Consider the following 13,276-nt stretch of genomic DNA (forward strand, 5'->3'; position numbering starts at 1 on the left):
CTCAGGCCGGTGTGCTGCCGTCGAGCACGCGTTCCAGTGCGTCGAGTGCGCGGGCCGTGGCGTCCGGCGCAATGCAGTCGACGACGATCCGCTCCGGCATCGCGCGCAGCCAGGTGATCTGGCGCTTGCAGAGCTGGCGCGTCGCGAAGATGCCCTTGTCGCGCATCGTCCGGTAGTCGGTGTCGCCGTCGAGGAATTCCCACGCCTGCCGGTAGCCGACGCAGCGCATCGACGGCAGGTCGGGATGGAGGTCCTCGCGACGGCGCAGCCGCTCGACTTCGTCGATGAAACCCGCGTCGAGCATCGCATCGAAGCGCTGCGCGATCCGTGCGTGCAGTACCGCGCGATCGGACGGTTCGAGCGCGACCGGCACGAAGCGGTAAGCGGCGGCGGCATCGTCACTGCGTCGCGGGGCGGCGAGCAGCACCGACATCGGCTGCCCGCTCAGCATGAACACTTCGAGCGCCCGCTGGATCCGTTGCGAATCGTTCGGCGCGAGCCGCGCGGCCGTAACGGGATCGACTTGCGCGAGTCGCGCGTGCAGCGCGGGCCAGCCATCGCGCGCGGCTTCGGCATCGAGCGTCGCACGCACGTCCGGATCGGCGCCGGGCAGGTCGTTGAGCCCCTGCGTCAGTGCCTTGTAGTACAGCATCGTGCCGCCCGCGAGCAGCGGCGTGCAGCCGCGCGCGGCGATCTCGCCGATCAGGCGCAGCGTGTCCGCGCGGAAACTCGCGGCCGAATACGCGTCGGCCGGATCGATGATGTCGATCAGGTGATGCGGCACGCTCGCGCGCTCGTCGCGCGACGGCTTCGCGGTGCCGATATCCATGTCGCGGTAGACGAGCGCCGAATCGACGCTGACGATCTCGATCGGGCGGCGCGCGGCGAGCGCCAGCGCCGCGGCCGTCTTGCCCGATGCGGTGGGGCCGAGCAGGCAGGCGATCGTCGTCGGAGAGGACTGCGGTGCCGCGCTCATTGGCCGCGCATGAAGAGGCGGTCGAGATCGTTCAGCGTGAGCTGATACCACGTCGGCCGGCCGTGATTGCATTGGTCCGCGCGCTCGGTGGCCTCCATCTGCCGCAGCAGTGCGTTCATCTCGTCGAGCGTCAGGCGCCGGTTCGCGCGCACCGCATGGTGGCAGGCGAGCGTACCGAGCAGTTCGTGTTGACGCTCGGTGAGCACACGCGAGCCGCCGAACGCGTGAAGGTCGGCAAGCACCGCGCGCGCGAGCGACTGCAGGTCGGCATCCTTCAGCAGCGCCGGTACCGCGCGGATCGCAAGCGTCGTCGGCGACAGCACCGCCAGGTCGAAACCGAGCGATTCGAGCGTGTCGCGTTCCTCCTCGACCGTGCCGATCTCGATCGGCGTGGCCGTCATCGATACCGGCAGCAGCAGCGCCTGCACGGCGACCGAGCGGTCGGCGAGCGCGTTCTTGAACTGTTCGTACAGGATCCGTTCGTGTGCCGCGTGCATGTCGACGATCACGAGTCCGTGCGCGTTCTGCGCGAGCACGTAGATGCCGTGGATCTGGCCCAGCGCGAAGCCGAGCGGCTGCTCGTCGTATGCGGTAGCGGCGATCGGCGATACGGTGAAGCCGGGCGGCGGCACGACCGGCGTGTCGGCCGAATCGCGTGCGATGGTGGTCGTGCCGTCTGGCGTGCCGGCGCCGTTATCCTTGCGGCCGAACATGGCGTCGTAGAGCGCGAGCGGCTGCGCGACGGGCAGCGTGCCCTGCGTCATCCGCGCCTGGCGCATCCAGGTGTTGCCCGTCGACGAGGACGACGGCGACGAGAAGCCGCCGCCGCCGATGCCACCCATGCCGCCGGTCGCGTGGCCCGGGCTTTGCCCGAGCGGCGTGTCCAGGAACGACGACGGCCCGCGCGGCGCCGGTTCGATATGCGCGGCATGGCCGCCCGCCGTGGTTTCCGGAGAGGCACCCGCATGGCGCGCCAGCGAGCGCTGGACCGCATGGAACACGTACTGGTGGATCGAGCGCGAATCGCGGAAGCGCACCTCGATCTTCGACGGATGCACGTTCACGTCGACGGCTTCCGGTGGCAAGTCGAGAAACAGCACGTACGACGGGTAGCGGTCGCCGTGCAGCACGTCCTCGTAGGCCGCGCGCACCGCGTGCGTCAGCAGCTTGTCGCGCACGAAGCGGCCGTTAACGAAGAAATACTGCTGGTCGGCACGCCCGCGGCTTGCGGTCGGCAACCCGGCGCAGCCGTAGACGGCCAGCGGGCCGGCCTGTTCGTCGAGCGGCAGGTGTGCGGTCGCGAAGCTGTCGCCGAGGATCTTCGCGACGCGCTGCGCAGGCTCGGTCGCATTCCAGTGCTCGACCGCCTTGCCGTTGTGCAGCACCGAGATCGCGACGTCCGGCCGCGCGAGCGCCGCGCGGCGGATCATTTCCAGGCAGTGGCCGAACTCGGTCTGCTCGCTCTTCAGGAACTTGCGTCGTGCGGGCGTGTTGAAGTACAGCTCGCGGACCTCGATCGTCGTGCCGGTCGCACCGGCGGCGGGCGACAGCACGCCCGTCTGCGCATCGATCTTCATCGCGTGCGCGGCATCGGCCGTGCGGCTCGTGATCGACATCTCGGCGACCGACGCGATCGACGCGAGCGCTTCGCCGCGGAACCCGAGCGTTGCGACCGCCTCGAGCTCCTCGAGCGAGCGGATCTTGCTGGTGGCGTGGCGCATCAGCGCGAGCGCGAGCTCGTCCGGCGGAATCCCGCAGCCGTCGTCGGTGATCGAGATGCGCTTGACGCCGCCTTCTTCCAGCACGATGCGCAGCGTTTTGGCGCCCGCGTCCATCGCGTTCTCGAGCAGCTCCTTGACGACCGACGCCGGGCGTTCGACGACCTCGCCGGCGGCGATCTGGCTGATCAGCTGGTCGGGCAGGGGCTGGATCGCGCGCAGCGGGCGCGGAGCAGGGGCGGGCGTGTCGCCCGCGGCCGTTTCGGTGATATCGGACATGGCCGAATTATAGCGAGGCGGCGAATGCGTGCCGGGGCGGCCAAGCGTTACGTTTTTTCACGGAGCCTTAAGGTAGTTTCGGTATCATGACTCCGTTCCGCGCGCCGCCTTGGCTGGCGGGCGCCTCCGCCATGCCTGGCCTGTTTCGGCCGTTCCGGCCCTATCGCCTTCGAGGAATCGCATTTGGATACGCTGCTTCATTTCGTCAACCTTGTCCTGCATATCGACGCTTTCCTCGGCGATTTCATCCGGCAGTATGGCGCGTGGGTCTATCTCGTGCTGTTCCTGATCGTGTTCTGCGAGACGGGGCTCGTCGTGTTCCCGTTCCTGCCGGGCGATTCGCTGCTGTTCATCGGCGGCGCGTTCGCGGCGACGGGTGAAATGAACGTCGGCGTGCTGATCGTGCTGCTGCTCGTCGCGGCGATCTCCGGCAACACCGTGAACTACCTGATCGGCCGCTGGGTCGGCCCGAAGGTGTTCAATACCCATATCCCGGTGCTCGAGCGCTTCCTCGATCGCGCAGCGCTGCAGAAGACCCACTCGTTCTACGACAAGCACGGCGGCAAGACGATCGTGCTCGCGCGCTTCATCCCGGTCGTGCGTACGTTCGCGCCGTTCGTCGCGGGCGCGTCGTCGATGAGCGTCGGGCGCTTTCAGCTCTTCAACGTGATCGGTGCGCTGGTGTGGGTGCTGCTGCTCGTGCTGCTCGGGTATTTCTTCGGCAATATTCCGTTCATCCGCCAGTACCTGAACGTGATCGTGCTGGTCGGGATCGGTGCGGCGATCGTGCCGGTCGCGCTTGGTGCGGTGTGGAAGCTGGTGCGCGGGAAGCAGTCGGATAACGCGCAGAAGACGGGCGGGCGTTGAGGCGGGGGCTTTGTCTTCAGTCAATAAAAAAGCGTGGCGGGTGCCACGCTTTTTTTTCGTCCGGTGCCGCCGTTACGCGTTGCGATGCGAGATCGGGGTTTCGGGCGTCGGGTATTGCGCGTCGCGGAACGTCTCGAGGATCACGCGGTTGGTGTCGCAGTACACCTGCCAGTAATTTTCCGGTGCCGTCGACGGGCGCACGAACAGTAGCGGGCCTTCCGGCGTGAACTGCAGCACGCCGACGTCCGGCGCCGGGTTGGTCAGCACGTTCGGGATCTGCTGGAGCGACGTCTTCAGGCGGTTGATCGCGTCGACCGCATCGACGCCGTTCGCGATCTTCGCGGTCAGGTCGACGCGACGATACGACGTTGCGCTGTAGTTGGCGATGTTGTCCGAGAAGATCTTGTTGTTGCCGACGATCGTCACGATGTTGTCGGGCGTGACGATCGTCGTGCCGAACAGGCCGAGTTCTTTCACCGTGCCGGTGACGCCACCCGCGTTGATCACGTCGCCGATCTTGAACGGACGCAGCACCTGCATGAACACGCCGGCGGCGAAGTGCGCGAGCAGGCCGCCCCAGGCCGTGCCGATCGCGAGGCCGAGGCCGGCGAGCAGGGCGGCGAACGAGGTGGTCTGCACGCCGAAGATCTGCAGGATCGCGAGGATCAGCAGGATCGTCAGCAGCACGCCGACGACGGAGGTCAGGTAGTCGGTGAGCGTCGGGTCGACCTTGCCGCTGCGGCGGACGACCTTGCCGAGCAGGCGCGTGGCGATGCGGATCGCCCAGCGGCCGACGAACCACAAGACGATCGCGGCGAGAAGGTTGAGGCCGAAGTCGAGGCCGCGGGTCATCAGGAATTGCTGGGCTGTGGCGAGATCGATCATGCGTTCTCCGAAGTCAAGGGTGAAAAGGGCGGCGCATGCACCGGGGTGGGTGGCGCTTTTATAACCTGAGCTGGGAGGGGCGGGCAACCGGTCTTACGTTGCTTGACGAAATGAAAGACGGGCAGGACGCGTGTGCGTACTGCCCGTCTGGTGCATCGGATCGACGCCGGTTGCGGCGCACGACCAGGAAGTTGCTGTGTTTACGACGCTGCACGGCCGTAAGTGTCTTCGAAGCGGACGATGTCGTCCTCGCCGAGATACGAGCCCGACTGGACTTCGATCAACTCGAGCGGGATCTTCCCCGGGTTTTTGAGTCGATGTGGGGTGCCAAGGGGAATATATGTGGATTGATTTTCGGTAAGAATGATTTCCGCGTCCCCGTTCGTCACAAGTGCGGTGCCCTTTACGACGATCCAGTGCTCGGCGCGGTGGTGATGCATCTGCAGGCTCAGTTGCGCTCCGGGTGCGACAATGATCCGTTTGACTTGGAAGCGATCGCCGGCATCAATGCTTTCGTAGGATCCCCAAGGGCGAGGGACACGGCGATGCGTGACTGATTCGAGCCGTCCCGACACGTTGAGTCTTTCGACGACCTTCTTTACGTCCTGGACATGGTCGCGATGCGAGACGAGGACAGCATCTGCGGTTTCGACTATGACGACATCCTGGACGCCGATCGCCGCGACCATTCGGTGTTCCGCACGGATGTATGAGTTTGCGACCGTGTCCGTATAGACGTCACCAGACACTATATTGCCGTGATCGTCGCGTGCAGAGATATCAGCTAGCGCGCTCCACGAACCGATATCGCTCCAGCCGAGTTGAGCTGCCGCGACCACGGCTGCACGCTCGGTCTTCTCCATGACAGCGTAGTCAATGGAGACGTCTGGACACGCGGCGAATGCTTCGTTGTCGAGGCGGAGAAAATCGTAGTCCTGCTGAGCGTGTTCAAGCGCCATTGCTGCTTGTCGACTGATATCGGGTGAATGTTGTGCGATATCGTCGAGATAAGCTGCCGCGTTCAACAGAAACATGCCGCTGTTCCAGTAGTAGCGGTCGTCCTGGACGAATTCCGCAGCACGCTCACGGTTGGGCTTTTCGACGAATGCATCGACAGCGTGGGCGCCAATGCCGGTCTCAATCGCTTCACCGCGGCGAATGTACCCATAACCGGTGTGGGGCTCGGTCGGCGGAATCCCGAATGTGACGAGGTGTCCTTGCTTTGCGACTGCGACCGCGGTGTCGACGGCCGTAATAAACGCCGGCAAATTTTGCACAACGTGGTCGGACGGCAGCACGAGAAGCAAGGCATCCGGATCATCGCGTAATGCGAGATGTGCTGCAACGGTAATCGCTGGTGCGGTGTTCCGGCCGAGCGGTTCCAGCACGATGGCCCGTGGTTTGATACCGGTATGCTGAAGTTGCTCGGCAACCATGAAGCGATGTGCGTGATTCGCGACAATGACCGGAGAGGCGATTCCCGATATTTTGCTGGCGCGCAGGACCGTTTGCTGGATAAGGGTCTGTTCGCCCGCCAGCTTTAGAAATTGCTTCGGGTAGTTGCTGCGGGACATCGGCCACAGACGACTGCCGTTACCGCCGCACAGGATGATCGGGTGGATACTCATGGGGGAATGCCTGGGTCGGGGCGATTGGGTGCCAGTTCGATTCGAGAGGGCGAGTCATTTTAGCAAAGCGGGATGACGTGAAGTGTTGGCTTGCTCGCCCACGAGTGTGACGTAAGAAACGCTAAACGGAGTACAACGATATCGCCACTGGAGACGGAGCAGGATCTTCCAGGTCCGAAGGGCAACTTCATTGACAGGCGCCTGCGTTTCCAGGCGGAAAAGCAGGCGAGCTTAGCGCGGGATGTCGTCCGAGACGACCGAGCTCAAGCCGCCGAAGTACTAATACTTGCTTGGGCCCAAGATTTCTGACGCAAGCAGCTTACCCTAGTGAAAAACGGGCAGGACGCGTGTACGTACGGTCTGTCGTGGAGATCCATAGGGGGCACACGATTCGATTCGCACGGGATGTATCGGACTTGGGACTATCGATGTGTTATCGGCCGCACCGGTGAAGGAATCTCGCGGATCCGATACGGCGTCGATGCATTGCGATCGCCAAGCGACGACTGCTCTGTCTTCGCCCTACATGCGGTGGAAATGTTGTCGGCAGCGCCAGTGGAAATGAACCAGTGCATTGCGGGTCCAGCGAATCGCCTTGAGTAACGGGCGTATGCGGTTGCCTCGAACCTGTTCCAGCGGGCGGCCCGCTGCCCTGGCGATCTGTCCGCAAATGGCCTCTGGAGTCGTGAAGCGGAGCAGGCGCCAATCCCAATACAGCGGATAGCGCAACAGCGCGCCGGCCGTCAGCATGTCAAGAGACAAGGTGCGCTCGCGCCACGGCACCGGTGCGAGCGCGTCATGCGTGAGTCCCCAGCCGGCGTAGAACGGCAGACCGTAAGTAAATACCGCCTTGCCACGCAAGAGTGCGTCGAAGCCGGACAGGGACGACAACGTATGGACTTCGTCGGCGCGTTCGATCAGCGAAATCAGATCGGCATCGGCGTCGACAATGTCGGCGAATCGTGCTGCATCGATGAGGCCGTTCCGATTGCCCGACAGGACATCGGGATGCGGCTTGTATACGATGAAGGCGTCGGGCCGAAGCCGCCGAACTTCCTGCAGCAGCATCTCGGCCGTGTTGATTGCCCGGGTACCGAGGCGGATGGACGCGTCGTCGGCCACTTGACCCGGCACGAGGACGACTCGCTTGTTGCTCGGAACCGGCCATGCCGGTGCACGGCGGCCAAGGTTGTACTTCGTGAGGCCGAGTTCCGCGATGAGGGAGCGCAACGCGGCTGCGCGTGTTAGTTCAGCCGCATCAAACGTCGTCTTGTTCAGTATTGCGGTTAGATCGTTCGGACGACTTGCATCGAAATACAGGCCTTGTTGATCGATTACCTGACTGCACGGCGCAATCATGTCGGACCCGAGACCGATCGAATGGAGAAAGCCGTCCTCGATCCTGACGACTCGAACACCGGGTGGAACCTCTGTTGCGTCACGCCCTCCCCATACGACGGCCTGTTCGTCCGATCGCAGTAGTCGGGGCTGATCGGTCCAGCGCAATGTGCCGCCGCCTGCTGTTACATACGGGGTGGCGAATGGCCGCTTCCACCATTGGAAACGCACGGCGGCAACGCATTTGAGCCACGCATAGCGCGAGGCCACGGATCGTTGCAGTTCCACGCTTTCCAGTACTGACGCCAGTGTCCCGGGTTGATGCGTTGCGGGATCCAGATACCGGACGTGGCGAAGGAACACTGACTCAAAAAATGCGGCAAGTGTCGGGCGGGCCGTTCGTTCCGGAAATTCGAGCGCATCGTGCGTGAGGCCCCATCCAGCGTAGTACGGCTTGCCGAACACATGCGTAGGTACATCGGCCAACAGCCCGCCGACGCCTTCCGACGCGCCGACGACATACAGATGACTGGCTGCACTTAGTATCTGTCTAAGTGAATACGGCTCGTGAAGCCGGCGAATGTCGCCGGGCAGCTCCATATCGGACGAAAGCCAGGCGCCGCTACCGGGGTCGCTGGAGCGCGCGAGCCAGAACTCGGCGTCGGGATGGGCCGACCTTGCATTTTGCAGCATGGTGCGAAATTCGCGACGTCGAGCACGTACAGACGAGCCGGGATTGGTTGCGGAATACGATCGTTCGTCGACGAGGACGATACGTGAACGAGGTGGGCGAGATTCGAAGATCTGTTGCGCGACCGTCATTCGATTCGCCGGGTGCAATGCATCGGTTTCGAGTACGCGTTGCATCAGCGACAGGATGTCGGGCGTATGGCAATCGGATTTCGCGGTGAGCATGTCGTTCATGCTCTCGATCAGCGACCGCATTGCATCGTGCGCCGTGAGTGGAACGGCAAACCATGAGAGTTGCGGAATGCCCCAGTCTCGACAGGATGCAATCGGGCCCGGCCATGCCGCCATGGTTTCCGGCCAGAATGTGTGAGCCAGACGTTGCACCGGCCGCCCGGCCCCTTTGCGGTCGACCCACAGATAGGGTGACTTGCCGAGCAACCAGCTCAGCGTGCGTTGTCCTGGAATGATTTCATGCAGCTTCAAGGTCCAGGGGTGTTCGGATTCTCGAGGTGAATCGCTCATCGTGGCGCGGACATTCAACCCAGTTCTTCCAGAAAGCGGTCGACCCGGGCGAAATGTTCGGCCCAAGTGGGCGCGCGAAACTGCGAGATTCGGACCAGCTGGTTATCACGCTCGGGGCTTGACGCCTGTGAATAGGCGCGAATTCGGGCCATCCAGCCTGGGCCATCGAGCGGGTCCAGGTAGTCGGGAACGTCACCCGCCACCTCCCGGAATACACCGAGGTCGCTGGCGATGACGGGAACCTGCATCGTCAGCGCTTCGACGAGCGGCATACCGTAACCTTCCACGAACGAGGGAAACAAAAGGGCGCGCGCGTGTTGCAGCCACACCTGCAAATCGCGATCGGAGCAATTGGGTTGTTCCACCACTGCGCCCTTCAGGTTCTCGCACCGCTCGAGCATGTCGACGACGTTCTCGCATTCCCAGCCGCGCCGACCGATGACGACGAGCTTTGGCGCATTGTTGCCGGACTCCTCGACGATTCGACGCCACACGTGCAACATGAACCAATGATTCTTGCGCGGTTCTATGGTGCCAAGCATGACGAAATAAGGCGTATCGATCGGGGCGCGAGAATCCGTCACCGGTCGATCGATTCCGGGAGCCAGCCGGGCGACAACGGTGGGCGGTAGCGTCATGCCGGCGCGATGCGCCTCCTCGGTAAGGGAATCCAGTGTGAAGCCGGAATTGGCTATGACACCAGACGCATGCTCAAATACGGTATGGATGCGTCGTCGATGCGTTTCACGGACCCCTTCTCGACAATATTCGGCATGAGTCAGGGGAATCAGGTCATGCACCATGAAGACGGTGCGGACACCGAGTCTGCGCATTGCCTTCGGGTATCGCGCGAACTCCATTCCCGAGTGACTGGTGTGCAACAGGATGCTTCCGGGAAGCGGTGTTTTTCTCCACGCAGTCAGGAGCGCCTTGGCAGCGAGCATCCGCATCGCGGCGGCTCTACTGAAGTCTTGCTCCAGTAAGGTCTGGAACACGACGGCAGAATCGCTTTCCGACAACACGGCGTGAAAACCCTGTTCGCTCAGTACGGCACGCGCTCGTGGCGCGTAGCGGCGAATGTATTCGAGGCCGACGCGGTCCACTCCGGTAGGGAGCATGCGTTTGCAGAGGCGGGTCTGCAAACGCGTCACGTCTAATAATATTCTTTGCACAGGTCAGCTCGATGATCGGGAATATTCGCTTGGAGCCCGTGTCGGGGCGGCCTCATATTCTAACCGTTGCATGCGATAATCGAAGCTGCGGATTCGCCGGTGCTGTGAAATTTTGAATGTGCGGACGTCGTGGAACAGGATGCATTCTCGTCGGCTGTTATCTTCGGGCGAGGGGCTGCCTCCACGACCGTCTTCGGATGGGAGCAACGATTCTTGCAAAGGCTTAGTTGCTGCACCAAGCGACGGGGCAAGGCCGATTGGCGCGGCCCGAGCGTACAGCGGTGCCGCGTCAGGGCGGTGGAATATACATCCGGCGATTGGCCGCGATGCTGATCTTTGAATTTGAGCTGGGGAGAACGAGTGAATATCGTTGAGACGAATATTCCGGACTTGAAGATTATCGAACCAAGAGTTTTCGGTGACGAGCGTGGTTTTTTCTTTGAGAGCTTCAATCAAAATAAATTTGTCGAGGCAATTGGTCGCGATGCGACATTCGTGCAAGACAACCATTCCAAATCGGCAAAGAATGTGTTGCGCGGCCTTCACTACCAGATACAACATACTCAGGCAAAGCTCGTTCGTGTGGTTTCCGGTGAGGTATTCGACGTCGCAGTCGATTTGCGGCGTTCATCGCCTACGTTCGGTCAATGGGTGGGGGTGACGCTCTCTGCCGAAAATAATCGGCAGCTTTGGATTCCGGAGGGGTTTGCCCACGGATTCGTGGTGACCTCCAGCTCGGCGGAATTCTTGTACAAAACGACGGACTACTGGTATCCCGAGTACGAAAAGACGATCCTTTGGAATGATCCGCAACTGAATATCGACTGGCCGCTGGGCGACACTCCCGTCGTTTCCGCCAAGGATCAGCAAGGCGTTCCGTTCGCAACGGCCGATCTGTTCTGAAGGCCGGTCATGCCCCGGTCTTCCGGGGCAAAGGAGTGGCGACGAACGATTGTGTGCTGCGCCACTCCGCTTTTTGCGCCGCGTGCAGTTATTGAGCGGCTTCCAGAACCAGAACGCCGGTAAGATCGAGCCTGTTTTCAAGGCGTGATTCGCGAGATGCGTCATGGAATCCGTCGAACGTGAAAATCTGCCCGGACGGAGGCGTCAGCCTGGTTTGTAGCGCAATGGTTCCCGTTCCGGGTATTGCGGTCAGCCGACTGGGATTGTTCTCCATCAGAAGCGGGATGCTCGAGTAGATGAATTTTCCGTCAGGAATGTCTTGATATCGGGTCGAGAGTGAGACACGTTGCGCATCGTGCTCCAGTTCGGCGTACCAATGAGCGTTGGTCGATGCGAGTGACACTGCGATCGGAATACCGGAAACGGGGATGGCGAGCCGTTCCTCGGTCATCAGCGTCAGACAATCCGCTTTTACATGCCGATTCTCGATACGCCCGAGCTTGCTTTCAGTACCGGTTTGCGCCGCAATTTCTTTCGCGGAAGCAAAGCGGGGCTTCAGGCGCGCTTGCGTGCCGGGGAGAGAAATGGGGCGAGCCAGTTCACCCAGCCTCGGGCCCCGTTGCCATAGTGCATTGACGCGTTCGGCCAACAACGTGCCGATCATTGCGACCGTACAGCCGCGGTGGTAGTGCGCCTCGTCCGAGTAGACGAACGACGGAATCGGCCAGCCGAACGTATCGAAGAACCACGAGCGAGTGTCGACGAACGAAATCTCGCGATCCCGATACCATGCAATTTCGGCATCGTAGATCTGGTTGTGAATGTCAGTCCTGTAGAACGGCTGGGCGGACAGGATGAGCGGCACGATGGTCGCGTTCGGGAAACGCTCCGCAGCGGCGTTGAAGAAAATCTCCAGGAACAGACGCTTCAGTTCCGCTCCGTCGGGGCGGTGATTGAGGTGCCCCGTATCGTTCAGTGAATATTCGAGGACGACGACATCGGGTACCTCGGTAATTTCCTGAAGGCGGCCGATGGAAGTGAGCGACGTGGTGCCGCCTACAGAAATGTTGTCGAGCGTTACCTCGTTGCCCGAAATGGCAGAAAGGTGGCTGGCGAACCTGCCGATGTATCCGTTGGCGATGACTGAATTGGATCCGCCAATGATGGCTACGCGCATATTGCCTCGAAGAGTTAGCCGGTCGTTATCAGCGATCGAGGCCTCGGCCGCACGATCGCCATTGTGTGCAATCTGCCGGATTCCACTCATGCTGCAACGATCGGCACCCGGCGACAATGTTGGTATCTTAGCCGGATCGGCTTCCGTGCAATCGAAAGAAAAACGCGACGTATACCCCGGGTGGCACAATTGTGGTGCATGGCCACCGGGGTTGCAGCGGATCCCGGCTAGCGGATTTGCTCTTTCAGAATATTTTTAAGGTACTGGCCGTAGCCGTTCTTGCTGAGCGGTGCAGCAAGGCGGAGCAATTGCTCGGAATCGATGTAGCCCAAGCGATAGGCAATTTCTTCGATGCAGGCCACTTTCAATCCTTGGCGATGCTCCATCGTGGCGATGAAGTGGCTGGCCTCGAGCATCGAATCGTGGGTGCCGGTATCGAGCCACGCGTAGCCGCGTCCCATCGTCTTGACGTCAAGCAGGCCTTCGCGCAGGTAGGTTGCATTGACATCGGTAATCTCGAGTTCGCCGCGATCCGACGGTTTGATCGATTTGGCAATGTCGACGACCATACTGTCGTAGAAATAGAGACCGGTAACCGCGTAGTGCGATTTCGGTTGAGCAGGTTTTTCCTCGATGCTGATCGCACGGCCGTCCTGATCGAATTCGACTACCCCATATCGTTCAGGGTCGTTGACGCGATAGGCAAACACGCTGGCGCCTGTTTCCTTGCGCGCGGCCTCGTGCAGGAGCGACACAAATTCATGGCCGTGGAAAATATTGTCGCCGAGCACGAGTGCGGAGCGATCTCCCGCGAGGAACGATTCGGCAAGGATGAACGCTTGAGCCAGTCCGTCGGGGCTCGGTTGAACCGTGTATTGAAGGTTGAGGCCCCACTGATGACCATCACCGAGCAACTGTTCGAAGCGCGGCGTATCCTGAGGCGTCGAGATGATCAGAATGTCGCGGATGCCTGCCAACATCAACGTGCTGAGCGGGTAGTAGATCATCGGCTTGTCGTAGATCGGCAGCAATTGCTTGCTCACCGCCTGCGTTGCAGGATACAGACGGGTTCCCGAACCACCCGCGAGGATAATGCCCTTTCGTTTCATGATGTTGGTCTT

At 61.6% G+C, this 13,276-nt stretch carries 10 protein-coding genes; 2 read left to right on the forward strand and 8 right to left on the reverse strand.

Features of this window, described 5'->3' with window-relative positions:
- Nucleotide 1: 1 nt before the first annotated feature.
- Nucleotides 2-976, reverse strand: a complete 975-nt coding sequence (gene miaA / locus ACPTTF_RS03690; protein ID WP_423370292.1) for a tRNA (adenosine(37)-N6)-dimethylallyltransferase MiaA — start codon at nucleotides 974-976, stop codon at nucleotides 2-4.
- On the reverse strand, nucleotides 973-2,973 hold the full coding sequence (gene mutL / locus ACPTTF_RS03695; protein WP_423370293.1) for a DNA mismatch repair endonuclease MutL: 2,001 nt from the start codon (nucleotides 2,971-2,973) through the stop codon (nucleotides 973-975). Before mutL ends, miaA begins: the two co-directional genes overlap by 4 nt.
- A 183-nt stretch (nucleotides 2,974-3,156) precedes the next feature.
- On the opposite strand from mutL, the gene ACPTTF_RS03700 reads away from it, so the two are divergent.
- A complete protein-coding gene (locus ACPTTF_RS03700) occupies nucleotides 3,157-3,840 on the forward strand; it encodes a DedA family protein (protein WP_166956892.1) in 684 nt (227 codons plus the stop codon).
- A 72-nt stretch (nucleotides 3,841-3,912) separates the two neighbouring features.
- Here the strand turns inward: ACPTTF_RS03700 and ACPTTF_RS03705 are convergent, their stop codons facing one another.
- The 4 genes from ACPTTF_RS03705 to ACPTTF_RS03720 form a co-directional block, all read right to left on the reverse strand.
- A complete protein-coding gene (locus tag ACPTTF_RS03705; RefSeq protein WP_423370294.1) occupies nucleotides 3,913-4,725 on the reverse strand; it encodes a mechanosensitive ion channel family protein in 813 nt (270 codons plus the stop codon).
- Nucleotides 4,726-4,925: 200 nt separating this feature from the next.
- Nucleotides 4,926-6,353, reverse strand: coding sequence for a mannose-1-phosphate guanylyltransferase/mannose-6-phosphate isomerase (locus tag ACPTTF_RS03710; protein WP_423370295.1), 1,428 nt, complete (start codon nucleotides 6,351-6,353; stop codon nucleotides 4,926-4,928).
- Between the two features lie 522 nt (nucleotides 6,354-6,875).
- Nucleotides 6,876-8,903, reverse strand: coding sequence for a capsular biosynthesis protein (locus tag ACPTTF_RS03715; RefSeq protein WP_423370296.1), 2,028 nt, complete (start codon nucleotides 8,901-8,903; stop codon nucleotides 6,876-6,878).
- Between the two features lie 14 nt (nucleotides 8,904-8,917).
- Nucleotides 8,918-10,021: a glycosyltransferase family 4 protein gene (locus tag ACPTTF_RS03720; RefSeq protein ID WP_423371840.1), complete on the reverse strand. Its 1,104-nt coding sequence runs from the start codon at nucleotides 10,019-10,021 to the stop codon at nucleotides 8,918-8,920.
- 414 nt (nucleotides 10,022-10,435) lie between these two features.
- On the opposite strand from ACPTTF_RS03720, the gene rfbC reads away from it, so the two are divergent.
- On the forward strand, nucleotides 10,436-10,978 hold the full coding sequence (rfbC, locus tag ACPTTF_RS03725) for a dTDP-4-dehydrorhamnose 3,5-epimerase (RefSeq protein ID WP_423370297.1): 543 nt from the start codon (nucleotides 10,436-10,438) through the stop codon (nucleotides 10,976-10,978).
- An 88-nt stretch (nucleotides 10,979-11,066) separates the two neighbouring features.
- Here rfbC and ACPTTF_RS03730 read toward each other — a convergent pair whose 3' ends face one another.
- Both ACPTTF_RS03730 and rfbA read right to left on the reverse strand, forming a co-directional pair.
- Nucleotides 11,067-12,245, reverse strand: a complete 1,179-nt coding sequence (locus ACPTTF_RS03730) for an SGNH/GDSL hydrolase family protein (RefSeq protein ID WP_423370298.1) — start codon at nucleotides 12,243-12,245, stop codon at nucleotides 11,067-11,069.
- 137 nt (nucleotides 12,246-12,382) lie between these two features.
- Nucleotides 12,383-13,264, reverse strand: coding sequence for a glucose-1-phosphate thymidylyltransferase RfbA (gene rfbA, locus ACPTTF_RS03735; protein ID WP_166956905.1), 882 nt, complete (start codon nucleotides 13,262-13,264; stop codon nucleotides 12,383-12,385).
- Nucleotides 13,265-13,276: the final 12 nt, after the last annotated feature.

The sequence above is a fragment of the Burkholderia crassaminum genome, from assembly GCF_964265005.1.
Classification (GTDB): Bacteria; Pseudomonadota; Gammaproteobacteria; order Burkholderiales; family Burkholderiaceae; genus Burkholderia.

Excerpts from the sequence above, each read along its gene's own strand:
- ACPTTF_RS03705 (WP_423370294.1), bottom strand. The coding sequence starts at position 4,725 with ATGATCGATCTCGCCACAGCCCAGCAATTCCTGATGACCCGCGGCCTC.
- mutL (WP_423370293.1), bottom strand. The coding sequence starts at position 2,973 with ATGTCCGATATCACCGAAACGGCCGCGGGCGACACGCCCGCCCCTGCT.
- ACPTTF_RS03710 (WP_423370295.1), bottom strand. The coding sequence starts at position 6,353 with ATGAGTATCCACCCGATCATCCTGTGCGGCGGTAACGGCAGTCGTCTG.
- ACPTTF_RS03720 (WP_423371840.1), bottom strand. The coding sequence starts at position 10,021 with ATGCTCCCTACCGGAGTGGACCGCGTCGGCCTCGAATACATTCGCCGC.
- miaA (WP_423370292.1), bottom strand. The coding sequence starts at position 976 with ATGAGCGCGGCACCGCAGTCCTCTCCGACGACGATCGCCTGCCTGCTC.
- ACPTTF_RS03730 (WP_423370298.1), bottom strand. The coding sequence starts at position 12,245 with ATGAGTGGAATCCGGCAGATTGCACACAATGGCGATCGTGCGGCCGAG.
- rfbA (WP_166956905.1), bottom strand. The coding sequence starts at position 13,264 with ATGAAACGAAAGGGCATTATCCTCGCGGGTGGTTCGGGAACCCGTCTG.
- ACPTTF_RS03715 (WP_423370296.1), bottom strand. The coding sequence starts at position 8,903 with ATGAGCGATTCACCTCGAGAATCCGAACACCCCTGGACCTTGAAGCTG.